Source organism: Ectobacillus panaciterrae DSM 19096 (assembly GCF_000430785.1).
Classification (GTDB): Bacteria; Bacillota; Bacilli; order Bacillales; family Bacillaceae_G; genus Ectobacillus; species Ectobacillus panaciterrae.
This window is the reverse complement of record NZ_AUMR01000011.1, coordinates 30,295-57,023: the sequence shown is the minus strand read 5'-3', so window position 1 is coordinate 57,023 and position 26,729 is coordinate 30,295. Positions and strand designations below refer to the sequence as shown.

General features: G+C 41.7%; 29 protein-coding genes and 2 pseudogenes. 19 read left to right on the top strand and 12 right to left on the bottom strand.

Features of this window, described 5'->3' with window-relative positions; all coding sequences use genetic code 11:
* Positions 1 to 29: 29 nt before the first annotated feature.
* Positions 30 to 893, bottom strand: coding sequence for a DUF1002 domain-containing protein (locus H540_RS0103980; RefSeq protein WP_028399517.1), 864 nt, complete (start codon positions 891 to 893; stop codon positions 30 to 32).
* Positions 894 to 1,098: 205 nt separating this feature from the next.
* On the opposite strand from H540_RS0103980, the gene H540_RS0103975 reads away from it, so the two are divergent.
* The gene (locus tag H540_RS0103975) at positions 1,099 to 1,533 is read left to right on the top strand and encodes a peptidylprolyl isomerase (RefSeq protein WP_028399516.1); all 435 of its coding nucleotides are present in this window, start codon (positions 1,099 to 1,101) and stop codon (positions 1,531 to 1,533) included.
* A 404-nt stretch (positions 1,534 to 1,937) separates the two neighbouring features.
* Positions 1,938 to 2,300, top strand: a complete 363-nt coding sequence (locus H540_RS0103965; protein ID WP_028399515.1) for a GNAT family N-acetyltransferase — start codon at positions 1,938 to 1,940, stop codon at positions 2,298 to 2,300.
* 14 nt (positions 2,301 to 2,314) lie between these two features.
* Here the strand turns inward: H540_RS0103965 and H540_RS0103960 are convergent, their stop codons facing one another.
* Together H540_RS0103960 and H540_RS31760 are read right to left on the bottom strand one after the other, a co-directional pair.
* On the bottom strand, positions 2,315 to 2,833 hold the full coding sequence (locus H540_RS0103960; RefSeq protein ID WP_028399514.1) for a DUF309 domain-containing protein: 519 nt from the start codon (positions 2,831 to 2,833) through the stop codon (positions 2,315 to 2,317).
* Positions 2,834 to 3,178: 345 nt separating this feature from the next.
* Entirely contained in the window at positions 3,179 to 3,271 is a 93-nt protein-coding gene (locus tag H540_RS31760; RefSeq protein WP_081415001.1) for a YjcZ family sporulation protein, read from the bottom strand.
* 204 nt (positions 3,272 to 3,475) lie between these two features.
* Between H540_RS31760 and H540_RS0103950 the strand changes: the two genes are divergently transcribed.
* The 7 genes from H540_RS0103950 (at position 3,476) to phnF (ending at position 10,371) form a co-directional block, all read left to right on the top strand.
* On the top strand, positions 3,476 to 4,210 hold the full coding sequence (locus H540_RS0103950) for a segregation/condensation protein A (protein ID WP_028399513.1): 735 nt from the start codon (positions 3,476 to 3,478) through the stop codon (positions 4,208 to 4,210).
* A gap of 17 nt (positions 4,211 to 4,227) precedes the next feature.
* A complete protein-coding gene (gene scpB, locus H540_RS0103945) occupies positions 4,228 to 4,803 on the top strand; it encodes an SMC-Scp complex subunit ScpB (protein WP_028399512.1) in 576 nt (191 codons plus the stop codon).
* Between the two features lie 200 nt (positions 4,804 to 5,003).
* Complete coding sequence (locus H540_RS0103935) at positions 5,004 to 5,921, top strand: ComEC/Rec2 family competence protein (RefSeq protein ID WP_028399511.1); 918 nt, start codon at positions 5,004 to 5,006, stop codon at positions 5,919 to 5,921.
* Between the two features lie 208 nt (positions 5,922 to 6,129).
* The gene (locus H540_RS0103930) at positions 6,130 to 7,311 is read left to right on the top strand and encodes an RNA-guided endonuclease InsQ/TnpB family protein (RefSeq protein ID WP_028399510.1); all 1,182 of its coding nucleotides are present in this window, start codon (positions 6,130 to 6,132) and stop codon (positions 7,309 to 7,311) included.
* 466 nt (positions 7,312 to 7,777) lie between these two features.
* Positions 7,778 to 8,920, top strand: coding sequence for an N-acetylglucosamine-6-phosphate deacetylase (gene nagA / locus H540_RS0103925; RefSeq protein ID WP_028399509.1), 1,143 nt, complete (start codon positions 7,778 to 7,780; stop codon positions 8,918 to 8,920).
* A gap of 1 nt (position 8,921) precedes the next feature.
* The gene (gene nagB / locus H540_RS0103920) at positions 8,922 to 9,698 is read left to right on the top strand and encodes a glucosamine-6-phosphate deaminase (protein WP_028399508.1); all 777 of its coding nucleotides are present in this window, start codon (positions 8,922 to 8,924) and stop codon (positions 9,696 to 9,698) included.
* Positions 9,640 to 10,371, top strand: coding sequence for a phosphonate metabolism transcriptional regulator PhnF (gene phnF, locus H540_RS0103915; RefSeq protein WP_081415000.1), 732 nt, complete (start codon positions 9,640 to 9,642; stop codon positions 10,369 to 10,371). Before nagB ends, phnF begins: the two co-directional genes overlap by 59 nt.
* A 206-nt stretch (positions 10,372 to 10,577) precedes the next feature.
* Here phnF and H540_RS0103910 read toward each other — a convergent pair whose 3' ends face one another.
* Positions 10,578 to 11,378: a Cof-type HAD-IIB family hydrolase gene (locus H540_RS0103910; RefSeq protein WP_028399506.1), complete on the bottom strand. Its 801-nt coding sequence runs from the start codon at positions 11,376 to 11,378 to the stop codon at positions 10,578 to 10,580.
* Positions 11,379 to 11,562: 184 nt separating this feature from the next.
* On the opposite strand from H540_RS0103910, the gene glcT reads away from it, so the two are divergent.
* From glcT to H540_RS0103885, 5 genes are all read left to right on the top strand, one after another.
* On the top strand, positions 11,563 to 12,417 hold the full coding sequence (gene glcT, locus H540_RS0103905; protein WP_028399505.1) for a glucose PTS transporter transcription antiterminator GlcT: 855 nt from the start codon (positions 11,563 to 11,565) through the stop codon (positions 12,415 to 12,417).
* A gap of 349 nt (positions 12,418 to 12,766) precedes the next feature.
* Entirely contained in the window at positions 12,767 to 14,824 is a 2,058-nt protein-coding gene (gene ptsG, locus H540_RS0103900; protein ID WP_028399504.1) for a glucose-specific PTS transporter subunit IIBC, read from the top strand.
* Positions 14,825 to 14,954: 130 nt separating this feature from the next.
* Positions 14,955 to 15,218 (top strand): phosphocarrier protein HPr, encoded by a 264-nt coding sequence (ptsH, locus tag H540_RS0103895; protein WP_028399503.1) that lies wholly within the window; start codon positions 14,955 to 14,957, stop codon positions 15,216 to 15,218.
* Entirely contained in the window at positions 15,218 to 16,930 is a 1,713-nt protein-coding gene (ptsP, locus tag H540_RS0103890; protein WP_028399502.1) for a phosphoenolpyruvate--protein phosphotransferase, read from the top strand. Before ptsH ends, ptsP begins: the two co-directional genes overlap by 1 nt.
* A gap of 213 nt (positions 16,931 to 17,143) precedes the next feature.
* On the top strand, positions 17,144 to 17,446 hold the full coding sequence (locus tag H540_RS0103885; protein WP_028399501.1) for an ArsR/SmtB family transcription factor: 303 nt from the start codon (positions 17,144 to 17,146) through the stop codon (positions 17,444 to 17,446).
* Positions 17,447 to 17,575: 129 nt separating this feature from the next.
* Here H540_RS0103885 and H540_RS0103880 read toward each other — a convergent pair whose 3' ends face one another.
* Positions 17,576 to 17,824 carry a hypothetical protein gene (locus tag H540_RS0103880; RefSeq protein ID WP_028399500.1) on the bottom strand — a complete coding sequence of 83 codons (249 nt, stop codon included), beginning with the start codon at positions 17,822 to 17,824 and terminating at the stop codon, positions 17,576 to 17,578.
* A gap of 110 nt (positions 17,825 to 17,934) precedes the next feature.
* Positions 17,935 to 18,153 carry a hypothetical protein gene (locus H540_RS0103875; protein WP_155890936.1) on the bottom strand — a complete coding sequence of 73 codons (219 nt, stop codon included), beginning with the start codon at positions 18,151 to 18,153 and terminating at the stop codon, positions 17,935 to 17,937.
* A 199-nt stretch (positions 18,154 to 18,352) separates the two neighbouring features.
* On the opposite strand from H540_RS0103875, the pseudogene H540_RS0103870 reads away from it, so the two are divergent.
* Positions 18,353 to 18,620 (top strand): annotated as a pseudogene (locus H540_RS0103870) (glutathionylspermidine synthase family protein); the annotation flags it as partial.
* A gap of 25 nt (positions 18,621 to 18,645) precedes the next feature.
* Here H540_RS0103870 and H540_RS0103865 read toward each other — a convergent pair.
* Positions 18,646 to 19,272, bottom strand: coding sequence for a nitroreductase family protein (locus tag H540_RS0103865; protein ID WP_028399497.1), 627 nt, complete (start codon positions 19,270 to 19,272; stop codon positions 18,646 to 18,648).
* 283 nt (positions 19,273 to 19,555) lie between these two features.
* On the opposite strand from H540_RS0103865, the gene H540_RS0103860 reads away from it, so the two are divergent.
* From H540_RS0103860 to H540_RS32935, 4 genes and pseudogenes are all read left to right on the top strand, one after another.
* A complete protein-coding gene (locus tag H540_RS0103860) occupies positions 19,556 to 20,845 on the top strand; it encodes a sensor domain-containing diguanylate cyclase (RefSeq protein ID WP_028399496.1) in 1,290 nt (429 codons plus the stop codon).
* A gap of 98 nt (positions 20,846 to 20,943) precedes the next feature.
* Positions 20,944 to 22,026 (top strand): serine hydrolase domain-containing protein, encoded by a 1,083-nt coding sequence (locus H540_RS0103855; RefSeq protein WP_028399495.1) that lies wholly within the window; start codon positions 20,944 to 20,946, stop codon positions 22,024 to 22,026.
* Between the two features lie 23 nt (positions 22,027 to 22,049).
* Positions 22,050 to 22,925, top strand: a complete 876-nt coding sequence (locus H540_RS0103850) for an NAD(P)-dependent oxidoreductase (protein ID WP_028399494.1) — start codon at positions 22,050 to 22,052, stop codon at positions 22,923 to 22,925.
* Between the two features lie 31 nt (positions 22,926 to 22,956).
* A pseudogene (locus tag H540_RS32935) lies at positions 22,957 to 23,043 on the top strand (DUF3909 family protein); the annotation flags it as partial.
* Between the two features lie 43 nt (positions 23,044 to 23,086).
* Here H540_RS32935 and H540_RS0103845 read toward each other — a convergent pair.
* From H540_RS0103845 to mtnW, 5 genes are all read right to left on the bottom strand, one after another.
* A complete protein-coding gene (locus tag H540_RS0103845) occupies positions 23,087 to 23,350 on the bottom strand; it encodes a hypothetical protein (protein ID WP_028399493.1) in 264 nt (87 codons plus the stop codon).
* Between the two features lie 336 nt (positions 23,351 to 23,686).
* Positions 23,687 to 24,199: a 1,2-dihydroxy-3-keto-5-methylthiopentene dioxygenase gene (locus H540_RS0103840; RefSeq protein ID WP_028399492.1), complete on the bottom strand. Its 513-nt coding sequence runs from the start codon at positions 24,197 to 24,199 to the stop codon at positions 23,687 to 23,689.
* Positions 24,177 to 24,830, bottom strand: coding sequence for a methylthioribulose 1-phosphate dehydratase (locus H540_RS0103835; RefSeq protein ID WP_028399491.1), 654 nt, complete (start codon positions 24,828 to 24,830; stop codon positions 24,177 to 24,179). Before H540_RS0103835 ends, H540_RS0103840 begins: the two co-directional genes overlap by 23 nt.
* On the bottom strand, positions 24,827 to 25,486 hold the full coding sequence (locus H540_RS0103830) for a 2-hydroxy-3-keto-5-methylthiopentenyl-1-phosphate phosphatase (RefSeq protein ID WP_028399490.1): 660 nt from the start codon (positions 25,484 to 25,486) through the stop codon (positions 24,827 to 24,829). Before H540_RS0103830 ends, H540_RS0103835 begins: the two co-directional genes overlap by 4 nt.
* Positions 25,483 to 26,727 (bottom strand): 2,3-diketo-5-methylthiopentyl-1-phosphate enolase, encoded by a 1,245-nt coding sequence (mtnW, locus tag H540_RS0103825; protein ID WP_028399489.1) that lies wholly within the window; start codon positions 26,725 to 26,727, stop codon positions 25,483 to 25,485. Before mtnW ends, H540_RS0103830 begins: the two co-directional genes overlap by 4 nt.
* Positions 26,728 to 26,729 lie beyond the last annotated feature (2 nt).

Below are 26,729 nucleotides of genomic sequence, written 5' to 3'. Positions count from 1 at the left end.
GGCGACCAAGTCGCCTCTTTTACGTTGCCTCATTTAAATAACGATTTGATAAAATCAATGAAACTTGCAAAAATACCTTTTAGCTGATCTAAAAAGGATTGCCCTTTATCTGACTGCAGAAAAGCGGAAACTTGATCTTTCGCTTTGTTCAGCTGACTGCTCACTTGATTCCAGTCGATGTTTAAGTTTTTCATTTTATCAAACAGTGTAACAAGATTATTCAACTGTTCATCCGTCAGTGTAATGCCTAACTCGTCAGCAAGCTTTTTAATGAGTGTGCGTAAATCCTCTGTCGTTTTTGGAGGGTTTTTTGCAATTTCCTCTTTTACTTTTGTAATGAGCTGTACAGCCTTGTCAGAACCGATTTGATCGCCAAGCTTTGCTGTTGTAACCATCTCTTGGTTTGCCACTTGCTTGACTTCTTCAGGAATGGGTTGATTCGCAGCAGTTTCATAGGCTTTCATAAGACCTGTTAAGGCTGCTGTGCCCGATACTTGGAACGGTGCTGTAATGTAAATATTTGCATCCTTCACACCTGCAGTAATCAAGGCGTTTGTGTACATAGCATCTGTTACCCAAGAGATATTGTGGGTTTGTACGACTAAACCTGAGCCTTTTTTTGTATACGTAATCATGGAGGAGGAAATGGCTTTTGTACCGATTTGCGCTACCGGCACATATTTATCCAAATACTTATGCTCCTCTGCGTTGGACACAGTAATCGTCTGCGCATCCTTTGGCGCCTTCATCTCATCCAGCACTTGCTGTTTCTGCTGTGCCGTTAAGTTTTCGCCTAATGTGATAATAGTTTCTCCTTCTGCCGCGTCAGCAAACGCATATGTTGGCATAAACAAAGCAAACATAAGAAGAAACGCTAACAGTTTCGTTTTCACGAATATCGCTCCTTTTCCTGTTTCAAAAATTTGAGGGCAACATGCTAATTATAGTATATTTTTATGCTTTGTCATCCGACTTTAGATGGATTTTACAAAAACAAACTGTCTATGTCGCATTATTTTTTCTCCAGAGAGACTGTTTTCTTTTTTTATTAGAGTTGTGGTATGATATATCAGTAATGAAGACAAGGAGGTACATAACATGAAAAAAGGTCATATTATTATGGAAAATGGACAAAAAGTTGAATTTGAACTATTTCCAAATGAAGCGCCTGGTACGGTAGAAAACTTTGAGAAGTTAGCCAGCGAAGGTTTTTATAACGGTTTAACTTTCCACCGTGTTATTCCGGGGTTTGTAAGTCAGGGAGGCGACCCTAATGGGAATGGAACGGGTGGACCTGGTTACAAAATTAAATGTGAAACAGCAGGAAACCCGCACCGTCATAAAGCAGGAGCTTTCTCTATGGCGCATGCAGGAAAAGATACAGGCGGAAGCCAATTCTTTATCGTTCATGAGCCGCAGCCTCATCTAGACGGCGTACATACTGTATTTGGACAAGTTACAAGCGGTATGGAAACAGTTCTTTCTATGAGAAACGGCGATGTCATGCAAGAAGTTAAAGTATGGGAAGAGTAAAAGACCTGAATACAGGTCTTTTTTTTGTGAAGGCAGCGTTGTTAGAATCGGTATTCCCTAAGAGATAAATAATATATTTTTGTGACAAAATTTTTACAGACAGCACAAGTAAATAGGAGTCAAATATATATAATAAAGGGTAGTGAAAATATTTTGTACAGCGAGGACCCTTAAGATATCATATGTTGTGCGCGGCTTCCGGAAAAATGTAGGGCGGAAACCTTCTCACTTTCGGAAAAATGGTGTAGAATAAACATAAATTATGAGCATCTTAAGGTGAGGAGACTTGAACAATAAAGGAAAGCGGCAAGAAAAGCTGCTGTTTTACATTGTTGTAGGCGTAGCTGTATTATATTTGCTATCATTAATTGGAAAGTTTTTTCGATAAGAAGGGATAATTTTTTATGTTGATTCGTTTCAAGAAAAATTACGAAAAAATTGCGATGGGTCTTCTTTCATTTATGCCGACGGAAAAGGATTTAAAGAAACTACAAGCAACTGTAAAGGAATATGATGCGAATGAGAATTGGCAGTTGTACTTGTGGAAGGAAGACGATGACGTGCTTGGGATTATCGGAACAACGAAAAAGGAAGATGGCGTTATACACATTCAGCACATTTGTGTAACACCATCTCATCGCCACGCTGGTATCGGCAGAAAAATGGTACACGAGCTAAGAGCAATGATGCCCGGTGTTACAGTGTGCGGCAACGAGCAAACGGCTTCCTTTTATGAAAAGTGCAAGGCTGACACAATTAGTTTATAAACAAGGCAGAGATTTTAAAATCTCTGCTTTCTTTTTATTTGCCTCATTCTTTCCTCAATAACATCTGTACGGTCTCGAAGGGTATGCTTGTTTAAAAGGAAGGGATTTGACAGGTCGCTGCTGCTTTTCCATATGAGATTACGCTTATGGCACAAGCTGATGCAGGCAGTCTCTAGTCGTGGGTCTGCAATGGGAAGGCTCATGCTTGTGTACGGCTGTCTGTTTTCCATATCGCGCAGCTGCTCAAGAAGTATGGAAAGAAGCGTTTTTGAATCTAAGCCGAGCTGCTCAATTGCTTGCGCTTCCTTCTTTAAGATAGCGGCAGCACTTTTCATCATGCGAACAGCCCCTTTTATATTTTGTCGGCGATAGTGATAAAGGGATACAGCAATTTGAATCAGCCCCACCCAATATATGTCTCGTTGTCCGGCAGGCTTCCTCTTCCAATATTCTTCTAATATTTCATGGCATTCAAAATAATCACGATCGCCGTGAAAATGAACCAAATATTGTATGTAGGGTTCTGGATACATATACACACGCTCCTTTTTTCTATTGTACCATAAAGCGAAACTTCACCAGTTATATACAAGTGAATAAAAAAACGTCTTTTTATAGTGGGGAGAGGTCATCCGCATGCAGAAGCGGTCAAACCTTTGTAGCGGTTCATGCAAGGGTAAACCAGAGAGAAGAAGCATGCCATATTCCCTTTTGGTTGCACATAGCACAAAATGTCGAAATTATCATTCACTCATATATAGATGCTTTTTTCAAATGGTGTTAGTTGAGCTAATCGGGCTCTAATGTCCTCCGGCAAGTATACAGACAGAGCGGGGTAAAGAATAAGCGGCCAGAATGTGTTCTGGCCGCACCGTTCATTAGCAGAAGCAAGCTGCTCCAACAATAATCAATAAAATAAAGAGTACCACGATTAATGCAAAGCTGCCTAATCCATCAGCATGATGTCCCATAGTTTTTTACCTCCTCAGCTTTTTACAATGTATCATATGTATAGGATAGGCTGGTGTGCGTAGGCATTCGTCTAGTTTTGGGTGAATTTCCCAAAACTAATAAATTTATGGAATCGGTGAGGGGAAATTTATGAAAATGGTTGGATAGTCTTCTGCCATGCTCTATACTTATACTGTTATAGAAAAAAGTTGGTGGGATGTTTTGTGCAATATAATATTAAAGTCGATGCATTTGAAGGTCCTTTGGATTTGCTTTTGCATTTAATCAATCGTTACGAAGTTGATATATATGATATTCCTGTAGCTGTCATTACAGAGCAGTATTTGAGTTATATTCATACGATGAAAGAACTGCAGCTTGATGTCGCAAGCGAATATTTGGTCATGGCCGCCACTCTGCTGGCTATTAAAAGCAAAATGCTGCTTCCGAAGCATGAGGATGAAATATTGGATGAAGAAGATGCAATGGCTGAAGACCCGCGTCAAGAGCTGATGGAGCGATTGCTTGCATATAAAAAATATAAGCAGGCTGCCATAGAACTGAAAGAGCGCGAACAAGATCGCGCCCAGCTGTACACCCGGTCTCCTATGGATTTAACCGGCTTTCAAAAGCAGGAACCGGAAGAGCGCCTTCCTGTAGACGTAACGCTTTACGATATGCTGGCCGCTTTGCAAAAGCTCATGCGCCGCAAGAAGCTGCAAAAACCCGTTGCAACGAAAATTGTCCGTCAGGAGATCCCTATTGAACAACGGATGGATGAAATACTTATTTATTTGGAAAGTGCAAAAGGAAGACAAAGCTTCTACAGCTTATTTCCTGAAGATGACCGGGACACGCTGGTCGTGACTTTTCTGGCTATCTTAGAGCTAATGAAAAAGAAAATGATTACAATTGAGCAGGATCAAAACTTTGAAGAAATTTATCTGTTTAAGTGTTAGAGAAAGGAGCAAGCATATTGAATCGCAGTGAACAAAAAGCAATTGTGGAAGGATTGCTCTTTGTTGCGGGTGAGGAGGGCGTATATCCGGAGCAGCTTGCTCATGTACTCGATATATCCCTAGAGGAAGCGACCTCACTCGTAATGGAGCTCAAGCAGACTTATGCAGAGCCGGATCGCGGCTTTCAGCTTGTGCAGTACGCAAATGCTTATCGATTAACAACAAAAAAAGAACATGCTATGTATTATAAAAAGCTTGTAGAAACGCCAACATCTACGTCTTTATCACAAGCTGCACTAGAAACGCTTGCTATTATTGCATATCGTCAGCCGATTACGAGAACAGAAGTTGAAGATATACGCGGCGTAAAGACGGATAAAGCTTTGCAGACCCTTGTGTCACGGCTGCTTATTAAAGAAGTGGGGCGGGCAGAGGGAACTGGAAGACCTATTTTGTACGGGACAACAAAAGAATTTTTGGATGCGTTTGGCTTACAAACACTTAAAGAACTTCCGCCGCTTCCAGAAGAGGGCGCGGAGCTTGAGGAAGCAGATTTGTTTTTTGATTCCTTGCGCCAAATCCCAAATAGTTAAGTCTGGCAATTGCCAGGCTTTTTTGATGTCCGGCTCCGCCGGCAAGGCGCTGCCACCAGAGAACCTCCGTCGCACAAAGGTAAAAAGCGCCTTTGAGGACGGAGAACCTCTGTTTCTGCGCCTGAACGAGCCGGTTCCGCTTTTCTTGGAATAGACATACTGTAAAATGAGATACTAAACAGAAAAAGGAGAAGAGGCGCATGACGTACGTGCGGGCAATCTTTTTTTGTTTCGTTCTTTTGATATGCGTTGGCTTATCTGGTGTGTCATATGCAAGATACGATTTTTCTGTACATACGAGTAAAATTATTTCTCAAGAAGAACGAGGACACCATCAGCTCTTTGTACCAAAGCTCACCGTTACTTTTTTAAAGGTAGGCCAAGGAGATGCGACATTAATCGTTTTGCCGAACGGAAGAACGATTCTTGTAGACGGAGGTCCGCATGAAGCGGGAGAAGCAATCATTCATAAGCTTATTGAAAAAAGAATGAAACAGCTTGATTTAGTAGTCAGTACTCATCCGGATATGGATCATATTGGCGGACTTATTTCCGTTATTCAACAAATTCCCGTCACGATGGTATTAGACAGCGGAAAACATTATTATTCATTAACATATCACATGTATGTAAAAAGTGTCCGTAAGCGGAATATCCCGTTTATTTATGCACGGGAAGGTCAATTTTTACCTTTGGATCCCAATGTTTCCATACAAGTGCTGAACAATGGGAAAGGAAAAAATGGGAATAACGAATCATCTATTGTTTTAAAAATTCGATATAAAAAAGCGGATTTTTTATTGATGGGAGACGCGGATACGAAAACAGAAAAAAATATTATGAATACATATGACGTTCACGCTGATGTTTTGAAGGTTGGACACCACGGTTCCTATACATCGTCGGGTAAGGATTTTTTGCAGAAGGTAAACCCTCAATTTGTCGTCATTTCTTATGAAAAAGGGAACCCCTATGGTCATCCGCACAGGAGTGTAATGAAACGTCTCCATCGCTATGGAACGCAAATTTACACAACAGCCTCGCGGGATATTGAATTTCAAACAGACGGAGAAAGCATAAAAATTCAAAACGGCATGCCTCTTCCATTATTGAAATAACATTAGCTGATATTCAAAAAAATAAGGCGAGAATACCCCCACTTCAAGCGTGTGAATGGTGTAGTGTAACGGTAAGTGGGGGATGAATCGCCTTCGCACAAGAGATAGGCTCGTTCCATCTCTATTGTACGAAATGTAAAAATTTTATAAATAAATAGAACGTATGTTTTATTTGTGGTAAAATGAGGAATAGACAGGAGGTGAATCTATGATTCGAGCGAAACGAGTCTATTTCCAAACCTCAAAGACAAATCTGCAGCGATTGTTTGACTGCAACCGCGAGTCCGCCAAAGTATGGAATGATTGTTTGCGTCATGCAAAGGCGTATCATCTGCAACATAATGGAAAACGGATCAACAAGTCTGCCCTCCAAGCTCTGACGAAAGGAAACTACCACTTACATTCTCAAAGCATACAAGCTGTATTTGAAAAGTACTTGTTCGCCAGAGATGCCACAAGAGCTGCCCTCCTAAAAGGAATCAAAACCGCCAAATATCCCTATAAACAAAAGAAACACTACAATACGAAATGGAAGAAAGACGGCTTTTCTGTTAAAGAGAATGGCACCATTCATTTGTCGATGGGCATCCATAACGGAAAACGAGAACAGCCCATTGTCGTATCTGTAAATCCTGCGACCTTACCCGAAGGAAAACTGAAAGAAATTGAACTGGCATGGGACAATGGACTTTACTTAGCCATCTCTTATGAAAACGAAGAACTCCCCATGAAATACGCGTATACAAATTCTGCAGGTGTAGACATGGGAGAAATCCACTCAATCGCGGCGTTTTGTGAAACCGGTGAAGCACTCATTGTCACAGGCAGAAAAATTCGCTCCATCCATCAGCTGCGCAATAAAAAGCTGGGGGAACTTCAACGTCTCATGAGTAAATGCAACAAGTATTCCCGGCAATGGAAGAAATACAATCGCGCGAAGCAGTTCGTCCTGTCTAAGTCAACAAAGCAGCTACAAGATGCCCTCCACAAGACCACGAAGAACTTCGTCGATTGGTGCCTGGAAAACGAAGTGAAGCAAGTTTTCGTCGGCAATCCAGAAGGCGTACAGCGAAGGAAACAGAAAAAACGGACGAAACACGTCAACCAAAAGTTGTCAAATTGGTCATTTGGCACACTCCGCGCGTATTTGGCGTATAAACTGCACGCAAAAGGCATTCTTCTGTTTCTCGTAGACGAAGCGTACACTTCTCAAACATGTCCATGTTGTCAAAGAAGAAAGAAGGTGCGGACACGCAACTACGTTTGTGCGTGCGGCTACGAAGAACATCGGGACATTCATGGTGCTCGCAACATCTTGGCAAAAGAACTGTACGGAGAGATGCGTCATATCTCGGAAGAAACGAAGAGAAAGTATCTACGGATTGCGTAAGCAAAAAGTAGTAGACGGTGTGTTCCCACCCTTCTGTATGTGCAGAAGTTGCTTAGTCAGACAAAGGAAGGAGCCCCTGCATAGGTGCAGAGAGGAGATGGCAAATCCGCTTCTCATGGGACCTTATCTTTGTTGGTGCTAAGAAACCTCCACTTCAAGGAGCGAAAGCGAGTAAGTGGGGGAGGTTCATAGTTCTTCATAATACGTCACATGCCAAAGTGTTTCATGGCATCCGTTTAGCAGTATATCGAGGTCATGCAAAAGGCGGTGTGCTTTAGCGCCTTTATTTGCTCCTTTTATGCATTTTCTACATATATTTTGGCGCACAGCTGAAAAAAATCCGTTCTTTCCAAAGAGAAAAATAAAATGTAATTTCAAATGTATAGACAACTACTCGTATGTATATTATGATGAATGTAGATAAACAGAATATACATGTATATCTTATGTAGAAGGAGAGATTGCTATGGAGCAAAGAGTGATCATCAATGCTCAAATTTACACAGGAGATACTATACTGCAAAACGGTTTTATCCGTTATAAATTAACTATTGAAGAGATGGGGCTCATGGCTCAATATGAGCCAAAAGAAAATGAGATTATCTATAACGCAGAAGGAACAATCATCATACCCGGCATGATTGATGTGCATATACACGGCGGTTACGATGTAGACACGATGGATGCTGACGCCGACGCTTTAATCCGTTTAAGTAAACAGCTGCTGAAAGAGGGAGTCACAACGTTTTTCCCGACAACAATGACACAATCGCCAGAAGCAATTGAACAGGCGCTTCGTGCGGCGAAGGAAGCAAAAGATAGAGGCGCTCACTTTGAATATATTCATCTGGAGGGGCCGTATGTATCCAAAAAACGTGCGGGGGCGCAGCCGCTGGAATATATTGTGCCGCCAAATGTCAAACAGTTTCAGCACTGGCAAGAAGCGAGCGGAAATTTAATCAAGCTTGTCACATACGCGCCGGAGGAACAAGGGGCGGAAGCGCTTGAACATTATTTTGAGGAAACGGACGTAATAGGAACGATTGGACATACAGACGCCGTATTCGAACAGCTGCAAGAAAGAAAGATTCGTCATGCTACACACTTATACAATCAAATGAGAGCCATGCATCATCGTGAGCCTGGAGTCGTGGGACATGTTTTATTAAATGAAGAGACGATGGTAGAGATCATTCCCGATGGTATTCACATTCACCCCGAAATGGTAAAGCTTGCTTATCGTTTAAAAGGTCCAAGAAAAATAAGCGTTATTACAGACGCAATGCGGGCGAAAGGGCTAGAAGATGGTGCATATGAGCTTGGCGGTCAGCCTGTAATTGTAAAAGAGGGAAAAGCGATGCTCGAGGATGGAACATTAGCCGGAAGCGTACTAAAGATGGATCAGGCATTTCGCAACATCATCGCTTTTACAGGCTGCTCCGTTGAAGAAGCGGTTTGGATGACGTCCATTAATCAGGCGGAGGAATTCGGCCTAATCAACAAGGGTGTGCTCAAAGCCGGCAAGGATGCAGACTTTGTGATTTTAAATCGAGACTTATTTATTCAGGACACAGTACGTCTTGGAATCCATGAAACAGAGGTGAAATAACATGAAGATTATCGCAGTCAATACACCGCAGGGGATGGCAGAAGCAGGATATGAGTTAGTTCAGCAAACAGTAGAGGAGAATAAACATCCTGTTCTCGGCATGGCGACAGGAAGTTCTCCTCTTGGCATATATGCTCTGATGAGAAAAAATAAACTTGATGTAAGGCATGCAATCACAGTAAACTTAGATGAGTATGTGAACTTGTCTTCTGAAGATAAAAACAGTTATCATTATTTTATGAACAAACAGTTATTCCATCATTTATCATTCGCGCAAACTTTCATACCAAATGGCATGGCACAGAGTTTGGAAGAAGAATGTAAGCGTTATGATAACGTGATTGAAAATCACCCAATCGACCTGCAAATTCTTGGAATTGGTGAAAACGGCCATATTGGTTTTAACGAACCAGGTACATCGTTTGCTTCTGGAACTCATATCGTGAAGTTAACAGATTCCACAAGACAAGCAAACCGCCGCTTTTTTGAAAAAGAAGAGGATGTGCCGACACATGCCATCACTATGGGAATAGCGTCGATTATGAAGGCAAAACAAATTGCATTGCTTGCATCGGGGCTTAAAAAAGCGGAGGCAATCAAGACGTTGCTCGAAGGACCGGTAACAGAAGAATGTCCTGCAACGGTGCTTCGCAACCATCCGAACGTAGTGATTATAGCCGACCGACAAGCGCTATCTCTATGCAGCGAGGAGAGTTTTCATGAGCATCAACAAGTATTCTCCATTTCCGATTTATTATCAAATTCAAGAGTGGATTAAGCAGAAAATTGAAGCAGGGGAATGGAAGTCCGGTGATAAAATTCCATCGGAAAATGAATTGTGCGATACATTTGACGTGAGCCGGATGACGATTCGACAAGCGATTAATAATTTGGTGGAACAAGGCTACCTGTATCGTAAACGCGGAATCGGTACATTTGTGCAGCTGCCGAAAGTAGAACAGCGGCTGCAGGGAATGACGGGCTTTACAGAAGATATGAAGGCACGAGGCATGAAGCCGAGCAGCGCATTATTAAGCTTCGAGCTTGTTTCTGCCTCTGCAAGGGTTGCCGATAAACTCCATCTAGAAGACGGGGCGTCTGTATATGAGGTACGCCGTATTCGTCTTGCGGATGATGAACCGATCGCTTTTGAAACAACTTATCTTTCACCGCTTGTAGTAAAAGAAATCAATGAAGATATTTTGCAAAACTCTCTATATGAACATTTAGAACAGAAGCTCGGTTACAAGCTGCTTCGTGCTACGCAGACGATTGAAGCAGCAGTTGCTGCAGAAGAAGAAGCGCCGCATCTACATATTTCAAAGCGAGCGCCTGTCCTTGTCGTGGAGCAAACATCTTATGCAGAAGATGATGTGCCGCTGGAGTATGTAAAGTGTATTTATCGGGGAGACCGGTATAAGTTTATTACAAACATCTCTAGGCAAAAATAAATTTTCCGCTACGATGGTAGTGTCGATATATGTATACACCTTTAATTTTTTGTAAGCTTCTTTCTGCCTGTCTTCAGACCATGCTGCTCTCGTTTTTTGCTGAAACAGTTCTCTGAAATTTAAAGTATCGATATAGAGAAAATGAAAATGTTATTTCAAAAAAGAAAACCTGCGACTGAAACGAAATGTTTTAATCGCAGGTTTTCTTACTTTACAAATGAACTGTTGTAGTTTTGTACATATTCAACCGCCTGTTTTACTGTCTTCACAAGATGGTCGGCATGCTCTTTTACCGCATCGTCAGCAATTTCCATCGCAAAGCTGTGAGGTGTCAGCTGAAACATGGAAATATCATTATAAGAGTCGCCGATGCAAGCCATTTCTTCCGGTTTGACATTGTGCTGCTTTAATAATAGGGAGATGGCGGCTCCTTTACTCACATTGGCTGGCACAACATCTAAGCAGTTTTTTGCGGAAATAAATGTGCTTACGTATGCAGAAAACTTTTCTTCCACCTTTTTTTGCATTTCCAGCAAATCTGCTTCTTCTCCGCCGATGGAAATCTTGTTCGGTATAATAGAAACGCCGGCTTCTTCTGCTAAATGCGGCATTTCAATTGAGGTCATTGTTTCTTTCTCTTCCAGCTCCAACACGATAGGCGTTTTTTCCTCAATATAATAGTTATGCTCATCGCTCACATAGCGGATGAAGCGATCACCGCGCGTCATATTGATAAGATCTTGTACAATATGGGGATCAAAAGCTGCCGAAAACAGCTGCTCATTTGCATGTGTATAAATAAACACGCCATTTACACTAATTCGGTGAAAATCCGTTCCTACATCTTTCATGAGAGCTGCAATTTCGTTATCCAATCGGCCTGAAGCAAAGCAAAGAATAACGCCTTCTTCAGCCATCGTACGCAAGGCTTCCAGATCTTCCTTATCGATAAGACCGCCGTGCTGCATCATCGTCCCGTCAATATCGCTTACAAACATTTTAATCATCGAGTATGCTCCTTTTTGAATAAGCTGTGTATAAAATATGCTCTGTTTTTTATTATAGTAGTCTAGATAAGAGATGTCTAAAAAAGGACATTTTTAATAGATGGCAATGTTTTGCATTGACGAAAAAGAACTTTGTTCTGTAACATGAAAACAAATTGCTTTTTGCGTACAAAGGTGGGGTTGTATGAATGAGTGTCTCGAAATCAAGAAAGTTTTAAACAATAATGTTATTATTGCGTCACATCCAAAGCATGAAGAAGTGGTCGTCATTGGTAAAGGGATAGGGTTTGGAAGAAAAGAAAATGATACATTGCCGGGAGAATTGGCGGAGAAAATGTTTGTGCTGAAAAATGAACGGGAGCGCGAACAATATAAGATGCTCGTGCCTCATGTGAGTGAGCAGCTCATTGAAATCATGAATGATGTAATGCTGTACATTCAAGAACGAATCGAATCTCCGCTGAATGAGCACATTCATATTGCTTTAACAGATCATATTGCGTTTGCCATTAGAAGACTTAAACAAGGCTTTGCGATGGATAACCCTTTCTTACTGGAAACGAAAGCATTATATCCGCAGGAGTACAGGATTGCTGCTGAAGTGGTAGATTTAATCAATAAGCGCTTGAATATCCATCTTCCGGAAGGAGAAATTGGATTTATCGCTTTGCACATATACAGTTCTACAACGAATTCAGAAGTATCCTCCGTCAATCAAAATTCACGTCTGATTGCGCACCTTGTGTCGCTGATTGAAGAGCAGCTGGAACTTATAATGGACAGGGAGAGCATTCATTATTTGCGGCTTGTGCGCCATCTTCATTATGCGATTGAACGTGTGAAAAACGGGGAAAAGGTCGAAGAACCGAAGCGTTTTGTCGAAGTTTTGAAAGAGGAGTATCCAATTTCTTATAACTTGGCATGGAAGCTTATTAAGGTCATGCAAAAACAATTGCAAATGCAAATATATGACGCTGAAATCGTATATTTAACGATGCATTTGCAGCGTCTTGTACAAAGCAAGGTAGAAGTGGAGTAAAGTGTCAAGAGATGTCGAAAATGTAAACGTTGAAAAAAACAGTTGAATCGCTTACATGACTTATGTATAATAGCTTACAAGAAAGTTCATCGTTTTCGACAAACGTTACGTACCGGTAAAAGAAACCGTTTGCGTGAACCGTAATGACAGTTGAATATGTACTTATTTTATACTCATTCGACACGTGTTACTGATTCGATCAGGCATGAGTGAAGAAGAGGTTGGAATGCTAGCTGCTGAAAGGGACATACTACCCTTTGATAGCTATTTTCTACCTTTTTTCCTCATGCCTTTTTGTGTTTGTCAAAAGCGAACATAAAAATAAAATAACAAGGGAGGAAGAGTCTAAATGTTCAAGAAGCTATTTGGTGTTCTTCAAAAAGTCGGTAAAGCGCTTATGCTTCCAGTTGCGATTTTGCCGGCTGCAGGTATTTTGCTTGCGTTTGGTAACGCGCTCCAAAATCCAGCTTTAACAGACCGCATTCCTGCTCTAAAAATTGGATGGTTTGTAATGATTGCTAAGGTTATGGAGCAATCTGGGGATATTATTTTTGCTAACTTAGCACTTCTATTTGCAGTAGGGGTAGCAATAGGTTTAGCTGGAGGAGAAGGCGTAGCAGGTCTTGCTGCAATTGTCGGTTTCCTTATCATGAACAAAACGATGAGCGTGGCGCTAAGCGTTGCGAACAAAATTTCAATCATCAGCGATAAGATTCCAGTTAATGTAGGCTTTAAAGAACCGGCTTATGCATATGTATTGGGAATTCCGACGCTGCAGACCGGCGTGTTCGGCGGTATCATCGTCGGTGTTCTGGCTGCGTATTGCTATAACAAATACTTTAATATCGAATTGCCGTCTTACTTAGGATTCTTTGCAGGCAAGCGTTTCGTGCCAATTGCGACTGCTACATTCGCTTTGATTCTCGGTTTGGTTATGTGTTTCATTTGGCCGCCAATCCAGCATGGGTTGAACGCATTTTCCCACAATATGATTGATGCCAACAGAACGTTGGCTGCACTCGTGTTTGGAATAATTGAGCGTTCTTTAATTCCGTTCGGACTGCATCACATTTTCTATGCTCCGTTCTGGTTTGAGTTCGGACAATACGTGGATAAAGCAGGAAACATCGTTCACGGTGACCAAAAAATCTTCTTCGCTCAGCTGAAAGATGGGGTGCCGTTAACAGCAGGTACGTTCATGACTGGTAAATTCCCGTTCATGATGTTCGGTCTTCCGGCCGCTGCATTGGCGATGTATCACGAAGCACGTCCAGAAAACAAAAAATTAGCTGCAGGTATTCTTGGATCAGCAGCTTTAACATCTTTCTTAACTGGTATTACCGAACCGATCGAATTCTCATTCTTGTTCGTGGCTCCTGTACTGTTCGGAATTCATGCGGTTTTCGCAGGTCTCTCTTTTATGGTTATGCAGATTCTCGGCGTTAAAATCGGTATGACATTCTCAGGTGGTTTAATCGACTTCCTATTGTTCGGGGTACTTCCAAACCGCACTGCTTGGTGGTGGGTAATTATCGTCGGCTTAGTATTCGCTGTAATCTACTACTTCGGCTTCCGTTTCGCAATCCGCAAGTGGGATCTTAAAACGCCAGGCCGCGACATTATCGCTGACAATGATGATGAAGGTGCTACAGTCGAAGCGGGCGAACTTCCTCATGAAATCTTAGCAGCGCTTGGCGGAAAAGAAAATATTGCTTCTTTAGACGCTTGTATCACTCGTTTACGTGTACAAGTTAAAGATCAAAAAGATGTAAATAAAGGCCGCTTGAAAGATTTAGGCGCAGCGGGCGTTCTTGAAGTAGGAAACAACATTCAAGCCATTTTCGGACCGAAATCCGATACGCTGAAATCGCAAATTCATGACATCATGAAAGGCCGTACGCCTCAAATTGTCAAAGAAGTGCAGCCTGCTCAAGAAGCAGCTGTGACAAATACAGCAGAAGAAATTGCAATACCAATCGAAGGAAATATCCTTCCGATTACGGCAGTTCCGGATCAAGTGTTCTCTGGTAAAATGATGGGTGACGGTTTTGCAATTGAGCCTACGGAAGGTACGGTTGTATCTCCTGTAAACGGTGAAATCGTAAATGTGTTCCCGACAAAGCATGCAATCGGCATTCAGTCTGAAGGCGGAAAAGAAATTCTGATCCACTTCGGTATTGATACAGTAAAGCTAAACGGCGAAGGCTTTGACATTTTAGTTGCACAAGGCGATAAAGTAACGCAAGGCCAACCGCTATTAAAAGTTAACTTAGACTTTGTGAAAAACAATGCGCCTTCTATTATGACGCCAATTGTGTTCACAAATTTGCAAGAAGGTCAGCAAGTTGTTCTTGCGAAAGAAGGAACAGTAACAAAAGGTCAAAAAGGCGTAGTAATAATTAAGTAATTTGACGAAAAAAGTTCATAATTTATAATAGGTGATATGGTTGACCCCATGTCCCCTATTGTATAAAATGTAATAGTGTCGATATGTTGTCTATACAACTAAACTTTACGATTAAAGGAGATTATAATTTATGGAAAAGATCTTTAAAGTAACTAGCGATTCTGGTATTCACGCTCGTCCGGCAACTCTTCTTGTTAACACAGCAAGCAAATTCAATTCTGATATTAACTTAGAATACGTAGGGAAAACTGTAAACTTAAAATCCATCATGGGTGTTATGTCCCTTGGTATTCAACAAGGTGCAGAAATTAAAATCACTGCAAACGGTGATGATGCGGCTCAAGCACTAGCAGCTATTGAAGAAACCATGAAAAACGAAGGATTAGGAGCATAATGTCTCTAAACATTAAAGGGATTGCCGCATCAAGCGGAATTGCTATTGCAAAGGCATACCGTTTAGAAAATCCTGAGTTGACAATCGAGAAAAAATCCATTGCAGACGCAGGTGCAGAAATTGCACGCTTAGAAGCTGCTCTAGATATAGCAAAAACAGAACTGGCTGCAATTAAAGACCACGCGTATGCGGAACTGGGTGCAGACAAAGCGGCTATCTTTGAAGCGCATCTACTTGTTCTGAACGACCCTGAGCTTGTAAACCCTGTTAAAGACAAGGTCACAAATGAACATGTAAACGCTGAATATGCGATGAACGAGGTTGCAACGATGTTTGTAAACTTGTTTGAGGGCATGGACAACGAATATATGAAAGAGCGTGCAGCAGATATTCGCGACGTAACAAAACGTGTTCTTGCTCACTTGTTAGGCGTTAATTTCTCTAATCCAAGCACAATTACTGAAGAAGTCATTATTATCGCAGAAGATTTAACGCCATCTGATACAGCTCAGCTGAACCGCACATATGCAAAAGGCTTTACGACTGATATTGGCGGACGCACATCCCACTCTGCTATCATGGCTCGTTCCATGGAAATTCCAGCTGTTGTAGGGACAAAGGTTGTTATGGAAAAAATCCAAAATGGCGATCTTGTTATCGTAGACGGCTTGGACGGCGAGGTTATTGTAAACCCTTCTGAAGACGTTCTTCACGCTTACGAAGAAAAGAAAGCGAAATTTGAAGCGCAAAAAACAGAATGGGCAAAGTTAAAGAACGAAGCGACTGTTACAAGCGATGGTATTCACGTAGAGCTTGTTGCAAACATAGGTACTCCAAAAGATGTAAAAGGCGTTCAAGATAATGGCGGTGAGGGCGTAGGCTTGTATCGTACAGAGTTCTTGTACATGGGCCGCGATAACCTTCCAACTGAAGAAGAGCAGTTTGAAGCATACAAAACAGTTCTTGAAAACATGGAAGGAAAGCCTGTTGTCGTTCGTACGCTTGACATTGGCGGAGATAAGGAGCTTCCATACTTACATTTACCAAAAGAAATGAACCCGTTCTTAGGGTACCGTGCAATTCGTCTTTGCCTAGAAGAGCAAGAGATCTTCCGTACACAGCTTCGTGCATTGCTTCGTGCAAGCGTATACGGAAACCTGAAAATCATGTTCCCAATGATTGCAACGCTAGATGAATTCCGTCAAGCAAAAGCAATCCTGCTGGAGGAAAAAGCAAAGCTTGTTGCAAATGGTACAACTGTATCTGCGGATATTGAGGTAGGTATGATGGTAGAGATTCCGGCTTCTGCTGTTCTGGCAGATCAATTTGCAAAAGAAGTGGACTTTTTCTCCATTGGAACGAACGACTTGATTCAATATACAATGGCAGCGGACCGTATGAACGAACGTGTGTCTTACTTATATCAACCATACAATCCTGCAATCCTGCGTCTTGTAAAAATGGTCATTGACGCAGCGCATAAAGAAGGCAAATGGGCTGGTATGTGCGGTGAAATGGCAGGGGACCCTCTAGCAATTCCATTGTTAATCGGACTTGGCTTGGATGAGTTCAGCATGAGTGCAACATCCATTCTTCCTGCGAGAACACAAATCCACAAGCTTTCCAAAGCACAAATGGAAAAATTGGCGCAAAAGGCTTTGAACATGTCTACGGCTGAAGAAGTAGTAGAACTTGTGAAAAGCATGTCATAAGAAAAGAGCTAGCAATGCTAGCTCTTTTCTTTATGGTTTCCATACGACATTAATATGTTCCTTTATTAAACAGGCAGTATCTTTTATCTGTTGAATAATGGAAGAAAAACACTAAAGAACAGATCAGATGCTTCATTTGTATAAGCTTGACAATTGTCTTTGTTTTTAATATGATTCGTTCATGAGTTTAAGCGAACGAAAGGATGGACAAATATGAGTCAAAAAGCTATAGAAACATTTCGTGCCTGTATCCCTTTGTTCCAGGCATTGAGCGATTCAGCAAGACAAGATATCATTTTATTATTAGCGGAGAATGAAGCTCTTACCGTGAATGAAATCACTGAGAATTCTACTTTATCGAGACCGGCCATTTCCCATCATTTAAAAATATTGCGTGATAATCGCCTCGTGTCCATTGAACAAAAGGGGACGCAGCGTTACTATTCTCTTTCTATAGAAGCTTCTGTCGTCATGTTGAAGGAATTAATTCAAACAGTGGAAGAAACTTGTATGTAATATGAAAAAGTATAAAATTGGAGCATGTCCAGCTTCAGCGGTTAGGCGCTGTCACCTAAGAACCCCCGCCACGCTTTTTGGGGCAGAGGTTCTTAGGTTCTCCGCCTGAATGAGCCGGTTCTGCTTTCCCTATATGACAATTGCTATAATGTCGGCGATCCGTACCCGCAGAATGCCTGACCGCGGAATACTGCCTCCTGAAAATAAGGCGATATTATCTGAAAAACCTTCAAATGTAATGGTATTGTAGGTAAAGAAGCTGTTGCGGATGACTAGCTGTGTAATACGCGCCCCTGGAGACAGCCTCTTCAACAGGCCCTTATTTTCATCGGAATCATGCTCATGACGTTTGTAATCCTCTCTGTAAGCCCAGAACATGTCTTTTCACTCCCTTTACACTTATTCATATTCGGTTTCTTTAGGAAGCGATTGGACAAATGGAGAATTTCAGAATATAAAAAAGCGCCTCTGTCAAAAGAGACGCCTTCTTATACTTGTCTTGTTTTATAACGAACAATCAAATAGACCGGAAATGCTAATAAAAACGGAAACAGCGACTGTGAAACTTGCTCAAATATTCCCTTTTGCAGCTGTGCCTCTTTCGCGAATTGCAGCATAGAAATGTTGAATACGTCGCCCATCAAGTAAAGAAGCAAAACGGTAACAAGATAGCTGAGCACCGCCATAAAGCTTCCATGAATCCTCAAACTTATTCCCCCACTTTTTCTATTTTGTAATCATTGTAGCATATTTGTAATAAAAAATACATTAATACGTATCGGGGAGAACATAAATAACATAGCAGCGGCGGTCTTCATCAATTTCTGTGCTGTCTCGTTTACGAAGTCCAATCGTCGGAATATCAACATAATCCTTCAATAAATATCGTATAATTTCCCAGTTTGGATCGAGGAATATATGCTTCCTACGTATTTAGAGGCTGATGAGTTTGCCAAGAAGGGAATTCCCTATGTGAAAAAGCCGACATTCGGCCGAGAAGGCGATACAGTTGAAGTGTATGATGAGACAGGGGAAAAAGCGCTGGAGGATGTACATAAATCGTATGAGGAATACGGCTTTGTGTTCCAGCAGTATTGGATGCCGTGTGGGCGGGAAAATTACAAATAATCTTTCGTATTACTTGCCGTTAAGCATAAAAAAGGACGAGGCCTAAAATTACACCTCGTCCTTTTTTATGCTTATTTTACCCATTCTGTAATTTTATCAAGCTCCATGCGAGAGGATGGATGGCCTGGTACAGTTGCTTTACCGACAGTAATTAGCATAACCGGCAAATAGCGGGATGGCACTTTAAATTCTTCAATGAATGCTTGGGCATTATATCCGCCAATCGGGCAAGTATCCCAGCCCTTTGCTTTTGCAGCGAGCATAAATTGCATCGCAGCAAGAGAAGCGTTGCATACTGCTGCGTCACGTGCATATTGCGTATTTTTATAAGCACCTGCCACATTCATGGCGAGGCGTTCTTTTGCTTCAGGCATCATAAACCCTTGTTCTACAAGAGGACCGAATACTTCCTCCAGGTTCTGCTCTGCTTCTAGGTCGCCTAAAACAGCAATCACTGCAGAAGCATCTACGATTTGCTGTTGATTGTAAGCGATTGGATAGAGGCGCTGCTGCACGTCTTTTCCGTGAAATACGAGAAATTTCCAATGCTGCAGGTTCCATGCAGATGGCGCTTTACCTGCGGCCAGCAATAGCTCGTCCAGCTCCTCTTTCGTTATTTCTTTCTCTGAGTTGTAAGCGCGCGTGGATGTACGTTCATTCATTACAGTGAAGAAGTCTTTATTAGCTGTAGTTATCATAGTGTCCCTCCGTAATAGCTTTTATGAAAAGTAAGTCTGTTGAAAAAATTCTCATGCTTACATTTAGTAAGTATGAGGATTTTAGAATATACTAAGCGGCATGGAAGTGTCAAGTGATTTCATCCTTACTATTAGTATGTCCGAAATGTTTTGTCTGTATGGAATGTGCGCCCTTTTTTCAAAAAAGGGATATTGGCACAAACTTGCAAGAAGCGAGGCTCATACAATAAGAAGGTGAAACAATATGAAGTTCCGAACGAATGAAGTGAGGGACGGGCGTGTGATGAAAATTTTACATTTTTTGTTGGAGAACACAATTTTTCAAAATTTACTCCAAGACCTTGAGGTTAACGTATTGTTTATAACAGTGAATCAAAGTCAGACGCAATTAACAGAAGAAATACGGCCCAAATGTTTATTTTTTGCAAACAACATAGAAGATGGAAAGAGAGTGTATGAAAAGGTTAAACCGCATATTATCATTTTAGATGTGTCGGCTGCTGCTGCTCAAGCTTTTGTCGAGCAAATACAATTAGATATACGCATTGTCGTGATTTGGAAGGAACAAGACTACTTTGCACTTTCTGGCTTGCTCGCTGCGGGTGTGCGTCATTTCGTAATGCCTCCGTTTACGCCGCAAAAGATACTGAAAATGTTGCATGAAAGCTTGTATGAAATAACGTTAGAGCGAGAAGTACAAATGCAAAAAAGCATGGTGCGCGCCATTCTGGAATTTCAGCAAGATATGCTGTTCTTTATAGAAGATGATGAAATTGTAGACTGCAATGTTACATTTCTAAATTTTTTCGGCTATGAAGATTTGTTGAGCTACCAGGAAGAAACCCTAGTGTTTGCTGACCATTTCTTGGATGAAAGAGGATACTACTATCCAATGAATAAATGGAATTGGCTGGATGACTGCTTGGCAGAACCGAAGAAAATAAAAATGAAGAATGCTGAGGGAACAGAGTATGTGTTTTTATTGAGGGGATCTACGCTGCCGGAAGACGGCTCTCGTTTTGTTATTATTTGTACAGATATTACTCAAATGGAAAAAGAGAATAAAGAAAATGAACGATTGGCTGTCACAGACACACTTACAAATATTTATAATCGGTTTAAGTTCCAAGTGTTGTTTGCAGAAGAATGGGAAAAGGCATTTTTGCGTGACGGTGTATTTTCTATTATTTTGTTTGATCTTGATAATTTTAAGAATATTAATGATACGTATGGAAATGATGCAGGCGATTTAGCGTTAGCGCAACTTGCTGAATTAGTGTCCGCTCATATCCGTTTGCAGGATGTTTTTGCAAGATGGGGCGGAGAAGAGTTTGTTCTGCTTCTGCCGGGATCGACTGCAAAAGAAGCTTTTAAGGTAGCAGAGCAGCTGCGTTTTTTTATTGAAACAAAGAAGTTTACAGGAATCGCGAAGCTGACTGCAAGCTTTGGGGTAGCGGCATATGGGGAAAACATTTCACGTGAGACGCTGATGCAGCGAGCAGAAGGGGCGCTTAAAGAAGCAAAGCAAAAAGGAAAGAATCAAGTTTGTTTATATAGAAAGGAAAAAAAATGATTTTTTCGCAACTTATGTTGCGATTTTTTTTGTTTATCAGATAATGGTAAGAGGGGAAGCAGTGTTGTGTTCGATACTGCAGCAATCAGGGGGTCAATATGAAAACAATGAAACTGGTTTGTTTATTGCTTATACTCTTGGCATTGGGGGCGGGCACAGATTCAAAGAGAAAGGAAACGAAGAATGAGCCTGTGCCAGCACCTGTACAACCAGCAAAAGCAGTACCGGGTCCTAACTATGATCAGCTTTCCAAAAACCTGGATACATATTTGCAGGAGCAGCACTTTAATGGTTCTGTTCTTGTTATTCGAGATGGAAAGACTATATTAGATAAAGGATATGGATTTGCAGATTTTGAGAAGAATATAGAAAATAAGCCAACAACAAAGTTTAGAATTGGTTCTATTACAAAGACGGTAATTGCGGCAGCTGTGCTGCAATTGCAAGAGCAGGGCAAGCTTGACATTCATCATAATGTTCATCAATACGTCTCATCGTTTCTGGCAGAGAAGAATATTACGCTCTTTCATCTGCTGACGCATACATCTGGACTTCCGGAAGAGGGGAAGGGGAAAGTTAACGCATCTAATCATGAACAGCTGGTAAAATGGATTGGGAGTCAAAGCCTTGCTTTTGAGCCAGGGAAGGGATGGCTGTATTCAGATCGCAACTATATGGTTCTTTCCTATATCATAGAAAAGGTGTCAGGAGAACCGTTGTCGAAATATGTAACAGAACATATTTTTCTTCCTGCGGATATGCATGATTCCGGAATGGGGGAGGAAAATCAGGATGCTGTTTTCTCGAAAGGCTATAGAAAAAACGATAAAGGAATTGTTCCTGCAGCGAAGCCTTTTGCACAGTGGCTGTATGGCTGCGGAGAGATGTATACAACTACAGGAGATATGAAAAAGCTTGATGAGGCGTTAATGAATGGGAAATTGTTACAGTCGTCCAGCATAAAGCTTATGTTTACGGCCAGTGATGAGAGAAAGTATGGATTCGGCTTTTATGTATATCCGGACTTTTATCACAATCACGGCGTTGTATCAGGCTGGAACACGTTCAATAACATGAACTGGCAAAAGCAAACATTTGTTATCACCTTTTCCAATATACAAAACAGCATAAATGATGACTTTAATAAAACGTTTCGTAATTTGGTTATGAGTACACCATGATATAGAAGGAGAGGAAGAAAAAGATGAAGCAGATTACAACAATTGGATTTATAGGAACAGGCGTGATGGGAAAAAGCATGGTGCGCCATTTGTTAAAAGGCGGGTATACAGTATATGTATATAATCGTACAAAAGCAAAAGCAAGCGACTTGGTAGAGGAAGGAGCGGTTTGGATAGATACGCCAAAAGAAATTGCTGAAACAGCAGATGTAATTATGACCATGGTCGGCTATCCGCAAGATGTAGAGGAAATATATTTTGGCGAGGAAGGCATGCTTGCGCATGCGAAGGAAGGAACAATTTTTATTGATTTCACAACATCTACACCAACGCTCGCAAAGCGCATTTATAATGAGGCTAAAGAACGAAACGTGCATGCTTTAGATGCACCGGTATCAGGTGGAGATGTTGGAGCGAAGGAAGCGCGCCTTGCCATTATGGCAGGCGGAGATGAAGATGCATTTGAGCATTGCCTCCCTTTGTTCCGTTTGCTTGGTACGAACGTTTTGCTGCAAGGTCCGGCAGGAAGCGGTCAGCATACGAAAATGTGTAATCAAATTGCTATCGCTTCTAATATGATTGGCGTATGCGAAGCTATTGCATATGCAAAAAAAGCAGGTTTGAATCCAGAACAGGTGCTGGAGAGCATTTCCACAGGAGCAGCGGGCAGCTGGTCATTAAGCAATTTAGCGCCGCGCATGATAAAAGGAAACTTTGAACCTGGCTTTTATATTAAGCATTTTATTAAGGATATGAAGATTGCGTTAGAGGAAGCTGAACTCATGCAATTGGATGTCCCTGGATTGGCGCTTGCAAAAGAAATGTATGAAGAGCTTGCTGAGTATGGCGAGGAAAACAGCGGTACGCAAGCACTGTATAAACGATACATAAAGGAGTAAAGAAAATGAGTTTGCAACGCTTTGATGAAATCAAGGAGAGTTTTATGTATCGGTTAGCTATGGTTCTGATGCGCTTCATTTGCAGGAGCTGTTTCAATTTTTGAAAGAACATGAATAGCTGCGAAAAGGGTGTCTCAACGCTGAGACACCCTTTTTATCATTTAAATTTCTGATTCGCTTCGCGGCGTGAAGGGAATGACTTCCGCAAGCACTCGTTTTGCAGATTTTGCATACACTTGTTTTAAAACGAAGAAAGCGAACACAGCGGCAACAGGCCCCGCCAAATAAACATCATATATGATAGCGCTTACAGTCGATGCGATGAAACCAAGCATCCCTAGCTCCATTTCTTCTTTTAACGTTCCAATAATTGCCGGGACTGCTCCGCATACCATGCCAATGATTAAAGCACTGATTAAATACATGTGATCCATCCCCCTTTTCCTTATTTGTATGTACGAAGACCGTGTATTGTTTGATGTTCTTATTATATCATATTATAAACTAAATTTTCAGAAAATATTCAAAAAAAATTCACATTTTTGTAAATTTTTGTTTAAAATTAAATTGAAACTTATTAGCGTAATATCTTATCGTGTGGACTTTAATTGAATCAATCGGGCTTTTAGCAGCTGCAGGCATATTACGAATGGGAGCACGAAATAAAAAAGGCCGTACACATTTGTGTACGGCATGCCATAGGAGGATGATATATATGTAGAGCCGGCAGGAGGGAACTATAATCTGCCGGACATGCTACCTTAATAAATAGGAACCCAGCCTTCTGTTGTAACGAAAATACGAACGGCAACTACTTTGCGGTCTTCCATTAATGTAAAGTAGTGACGCACGTTTTCCGGAACAGAAATTAAATCACCAGGCTGCAATTCTACATCAAAGAAGCGGTCATCGTTGCCTTGAATAACAAAAATGCCATGTCCGCTTACGATAAAGCGCACTTCATCATCCGTGTGATGATGTTCGCGCTGGAAGTTTTGCAGCAGCTGCTCCAGGTTAGGCGTGGATTCAGATAAAGAGATTACATCGCTTGCTTGATAGCCGCGACGCTCAGAAATATCAGAGATTTCGCTAGAGAATACATCAAGAATTTCCCGTTTGTTTTCATCAGTTAACGCAAAGTTTTCTTGTAAGTGCGAAGGAAGCTTTGTAATATCCCATTTTTCATAAATCACACCTTGCTCCTCTAAAAATGCTGCCACCTCAACCTCGTTTTCAATGCGAGTGTTTACTTCATGAATGCGAATTTGCGCCATGATAAATACCTCCTTGTATGTGTTGCAAAGATAACCATTTTAAATGAAAACGGAATAAAAATTCATAGGCTTCCAATCTTCGCTTTGCATCAAAGCTGTCTTTTCCCCATACGGTAATGCCATGGTTGCGAATAAGTATAGCGCCTGCATCCCCTTTTACATAGGGGAGAAATGCTTCCCCTAAGGCAGGAATGTGCGCGTGGTTTTCAATAATCGGAATGCGAATTTCTGCGCCTTCTTCCCAAATACCCAATGCCTTAATAATCTCCTGATCGCCGAGAATCACTTCTTTTTGCGAGGCATACAAGCTCGAAACAACATTGTTGTCGACAGTATGCACATGAAGGACGCAGCCTGCATTTGTACGGTTGTATATATGTACATGCAGAAGTGTTTCTGCTGATGGGCGAAGGTGCGTTTCCAATACAGGCTTTCCTTCACGATCGACAAGGAGAAAATCATCCGGTGTTGTTTTTGTTTTATCTCTGCCGCTTGCTGTAACTAAAAAAGTAAGAGGAACATCGCTTACCTTAATTGAAATATTTCCGCTTGTTGCCGGAAACCAATCGCGTGCCGCAAGCTCCTGCTTGACTTCGCTCAATTGCTGCCAGCATCGAAACAATTCCTTCATGATTTCACCTCCAGCAGTTTTTTCAATTCATCCTGCACATCAAAAAATGTAGTAAACGGTGTGTAGGGAATTCCTAATTCTTCACATTTTGTCATTAAAAAGTCGCGGGCAAATACTTTATCAGCCGCTTTGGCGGCTTGTAAATCTGTGATAGAGTCACCAATCACGATCTTTAAGCAATCCTTTCTGCCGAGCTTGCGAAGAAGGGACGGCTTGCATAAACCGCATGCGTTTTCACAGTGTTCATCGCATGGATGAATCCAATCTACATGAATATAGAAATCAGAAAAATCAGTGGCATTGCAATATACGTTATCCTCTGCCACAAGTCCGTCAAGAAGGGGATAGACGAAAAAATCCATCCCGCCTGAAACAATATAAAACTCTATATCTTGTTGCTTTGTAAATTGAACGAATTCTTTAAAACCGGGACGAATAGCCGCTTTATTTGTAAGAAAGCGAACGATTTCTTCTTTAAGAGAAGAAGGGAGAAGACCGAACATGCGGCTTACGCCTTCTCGAATCGAAATTTCTTGGGACAGCACTTTATTTTTAATTTCTTCTGTCTCAGGAGGCCCGAACTCTTTCATAATTGCGACGATGTTGTCGCTCTCGGTAATTGTACCGTCAAAGTCGCAAAAAATTTGAATGGTCATGCTTTCACCTCTTCAGAGGGATTGCCCCATAAACGAAGCGCTTCCTGAAGAAACGGATCATTTGCTTCACTGAGCGGAATGTTTTGCAGCGCAGCATCAATTGCGGCGCGGAAGGCCTTGCCGCCGCCGATTGCCCCGTTTGGATGACCGTGCACGCCGCCGCCGGCATTAATAACAGAATCTAATCCAAAGTCCTTCACAAGAAGCGGAACGAGCCCTGGGTGAATGCCTGCAGATGGAACAGGGAGCGTCCGTTTGAATGGCTCAGTCTTATCGCCTAGCGCCGCTGCAATGCCTAGCGCTTGCTCGCGCTCTAATGCTACACTTCCGTACGGTGACGGGAACAAGGAAAAATCTGCTCCGCTAAGGCGAAGAAATTTGCCGAGAAGAAGCGGTGAAGACAGTCCGTAAAATTCAGAAGGCGTAAATGCTCCGCTTACTGCCGGGTGCGCCATAATGGGTATGCTAATGTCACTGTCTTCTGCTAAAGCTTGCAGGACATCAAGTCCGTATGCGAATACATTAAACAGCAAGACATCAGCACCTAATTCAACTGCTCGTTTTGCTTTTTCCTTCAGCTCGAATGTACGTCCGGATAAGTTTACAGCGTATAAAGTGCGTGTTCCTTGCTCTTCATAAACGTGTCGAAGCACTTCTTTCCCTGCTGTAATACGCTCTTCAAACGGAGTTAAAGGGTTGTCGAATAAAATTTCGTCGTCTTTTACTAAATCTACGCCGCCGAGCGCCTGCTCTCTCAACTGCTCTTTCAAATAGTTCAGATCGCGTCCGAGCACGCCTTTAAAAATGCTCATGAGCAGCGGCCGGTCATATACGTTTACAAGGCTGCGAATGCCGTCTGTACCGAACTTAGGTCCTGGAAATGCGGCTTTGATTTCATCGGTAAATTCTAAATCAACAAGCTTGATTTCGCCGTCCAGCGAAAGCTTGCCAAAGACCGTTGTTAAGATTGCGGGAAGATCGCAGCTGAAGTTCACGCTCGGATAATGAATTTTAACAAGACCGCGCGTCACCTTTCTGCCTAGATATGTATTGGATGATTCACTTGATTCCAATTCCTTCACGCTGATAATAGAGCCTTTATATTTTTTCAGCTGCTGCTGCTCAAGAAGCGGCAAATCCGTCCATGATCCGACTGTGAGACCAAGAGCGATTCCTTCAGCTTTTTTAATTAAGTTGTGAGAACTGTCGTGTATGAAATATGTAGCTGTAACGCCGCACATAT

Bases quoted from the DNA above. Each gene is read 5' to 3' on its own strand.
- H540_RS0103975 (WP_028399516.1), top strand. From the start codon at position 1,099: ATGAAAAAAGGTCATATTATTATGGAAAATGGACAAAAAGTTGAATTT.
- H540_RS0103965 (WP_028399515.1), top strand. From the start codon at position 1,938: ATGTTGATTCGTTTCAAGAAAAATTACGAAAAAATTGCGATGGGTCTT.
- H540_RS0103960 (WP_028399514.1), bottom strand. From the start codon at position 2,833: ATGTATCCAGAACCCTACATACAATATTTGGTTCATTTTCACGGCGAT.
- H540_RS31760 (WP_081415001.1), bottom strand. From the start codon at position 3,271: ATGGGACATCATGCTGATGGATTAGGCAGCTTTGCATTAATCGTGGTA.
- H540_RS0103935 (WP_028399511.1), top strand. From the start codon at position 5,004: ATGACGTACGTGCGGGCAATCTTTTTTTGTTTCGTTCTTTTGATATGC.
- H540_RS0103930 (WP_028399510.1), top strand. From the start codon at position 6,130: ATGATTCGAGCGAAACGAGTCTATTTCCAAACCTCAAAGACAAATCTG.
- nagA (WP_028399509.1), top strand. From the start codon at position 7,778: ATGGAGCAAAGAGTGATCATCAATGCTCAAATTTACACAGGAGATACT.
- nagB (WP_028399508.1), top strand. From the start codon at position 8,922: ATGAAGATTATCGCAGTCAATACACCGCAGGGGATGGCAGAAGCAGGA.
- phnF (WP_081415000.1), top strand. From the start codon at position 9,640: ATGAGCATCAACAAGTATTCTCCATTTCCGATTTATTATCAAATTCAA.
- H540_RS0103910 (WP_028399506.1), bottom strand. From the start codon at position 11,378: ATGATTAAAATGTTTGTAAGCGATATTGACGGGACGATGATGCAGCAC.
- glcT (WP_028399505.1), top strand. From the start codon at position 11,563: ATGAATGAGTGTCTCGAAATCAAGAAAGTTTTAAACAATAATGTTATT.
- ptsG (WP_028399504.1), top strand. From the start codon at position 12,767: ATGTTCAAGAAGCTATTTGGTGTTCTTCAAAAAGTCGGTAAAGCGCTT.
- ptsH (WP_028399503.1), top strand. From the start codon at position 14,955: ATGGAAAAGATCTTTAAAGTAACTAGCGATTCTGGTATTCACGCTCGT.
- ptsP (WP_028399502.1), top strand. From the start codon at position 15,218: ATGTCTCTAAACATTAAAGGGATTGCCGCATCAAGCGGAATTGCTATT.
- H540_RS0103885 (WP_028399501.1), top strand. From the start codon at position 17,144: ATGAGTCAAAAAGCTATAGAAACATTTCGTGCCTGTATCCCTTTGTTC.
- H540_RS0103880 (WP_028399500.1), bottom strand. From the start codon at position 17,824: ATGTTCTGGGCTTACAGAGAGGATTACAAACGTCATGAGCATGATTCC.
- H540_RS0103865 (WP_028399497.1), bottom strand. From the start codon at position 19,272: ATGATAACTACAGCTAATAAAGACTTCTTCACTGTAATGAATGAACGT.
- H540_RS0103860 (WP_028399496.1), top strand. From the start codon at position 19,556: ATGAAAATTTTACATTTTTTGTTGGAGAACACAATTTTTCAAAATTTA.
- H540_RS0103855 (WP_028399495.1), top strand. From the start codon at position 20,944: ATGAAAACAATGAAACTGGTTTGTTTATTGCTTATACTCTTGGCATTG.
- H540_RS0103850 (WP_028399494.1), top strand. From the start codon at position 22,050: ATGAAGCAGATTACAACAATTGGATTTATAGGAACAGGCGTGATGGGA.
- H540_RS0103845 (WP_028399493.1), bottom strand. From the start codon at position 23,350: ATGTATTTAATCAGTGCTTTAATCATTGGCATGGTATGCGGAGCAGTC.
- H540_RS0103840 (WP_028399492.1), bottom strand. From the start codon at position 24,199: ATGGCGCAAATTCGCATTCATGAAGTAAACACTCGCATTGAAAACGAG.
- H540_RS0103835 (WP_028399491.1), bottom strand. From the start codon at position 24,830: ATGAAGGAATTGTTTCGATGCTGGCAGCAATTGAGCGAAGTCAAGCAG.
- H540_RS0103830 (WP_028399490.1), bottom strand. From the start codon at position 25,486: ATGACCATTCAAATTTTTTGCGACTTTGACGGTACAATTACCGAGAGC.
- mtnW (WP_028399489.1), bottom strand. From the start codon at position 26,727: ATGTGCGGCGTTACAGCTACATATTTCATACACGACAGTTCTCACAAC.